This is a genomic window from Heliobacterium mobile, from assembly GCF_009720735.1.
Classification (GTDB): Bacteria; Bacillota; Desulfitobacteriia; order Heliobacteriales; family Heliobacteriaceae; genus Heliobacterium; species Heliobacterium mobile.
In genome coordinates this window covers 1-761 of the sequence record NZ_WNKU01000119.1, presented here as the reverse complement: position 1 = coordinate 761, position 761 = coordinate 1, and the positions used below count along the sequence as shown (strand labels likewise).

Genomic DNA, 761 nt, shown 5'->3' with positions numbered 1-761 from the left:
TTATTGATGCCTCCAACATAAGCATTATTCTACTTATACTTTCGACATAATTATGAAAAAACCTTTAAATAACATTTGTTACCATGTGATTACTAGTTAACCGAACACGAATGAATCTTTTTTAGTAGGATCTAGCGGCCTTGTAGCTGGTTGAAGAACAGGGCTTATCAAATGCCTGCTTTAACACCCTTTGCTGAGAACTGTCGCTTTATCACAGCTAACAAAACGAATCTCGCCAGGTTTGAAATTGTAAGCAGTATGATAAAGTGGTAATAAAACCTTAACTGTTTTTTAGGTAACTTCAACCGTGACTTCAAATTAGCTTCACAAATCTCTCTCTAATGGAAGCAAATAATCAGATTAAGCCGGCGTCCTATTAACGATTCCTGGAAAGATGCCGAGACTAGCTAAAAGAAGCAATCCAATGGAATTCACATCTTATTTACCAACAACGAAAGTAGCTGGTGTTTTATTTACTTTCCTTATGCAAGATGAGAAAAATAATAAAAACGTGGGCAGTTTCCACCGCCGCACGCTTAAAGAAAGTTAATCGCTTAGTAAGCACCAAATCCTAATCCGAAACCGGTTCCTAAAATAGCAATAATAATAATCAAAATAGCTAGTGCAACTATGCTATTGCCGATATAGCCTCCACCAGTAGTCACGCATGCACCCATATTTTTTACCTCCCTCAATAAATTAATCATTTCTCCGTAATACTCGCTTTTTCACTGTTTTTCGATACAACCTAAAGCTAACCC

General features: G+C 36.8%; 1 protein-coding gene. It reads right to left on the bottom strand.

Translation table 11 applies throughout. The annotated features are described in order from the left end of the window. Nucleotides 1–554: 554 nt before the first annotated feature. A complete protein-coding gene (locus GJ688_RS21195; RefSeq protein ID WP_268892124.1) occupies nt 555–677 on the bottom strand; it encodes a hypothetical protein in 123 nt (40 codons plus the stop codon). Nucleotides 678–761 lie beyond the last annotated feature (84 nt).

What these genes read in the sequence shown, in the direction of transcription:
- GJ688_RS21195 (WP_268892124.1), bottom strand. Translation starts at nt 677, where the DNA reads ATGGGTGCATGCGTGACTACTGGTGGAGGCTATATCGGCAATAGCATA.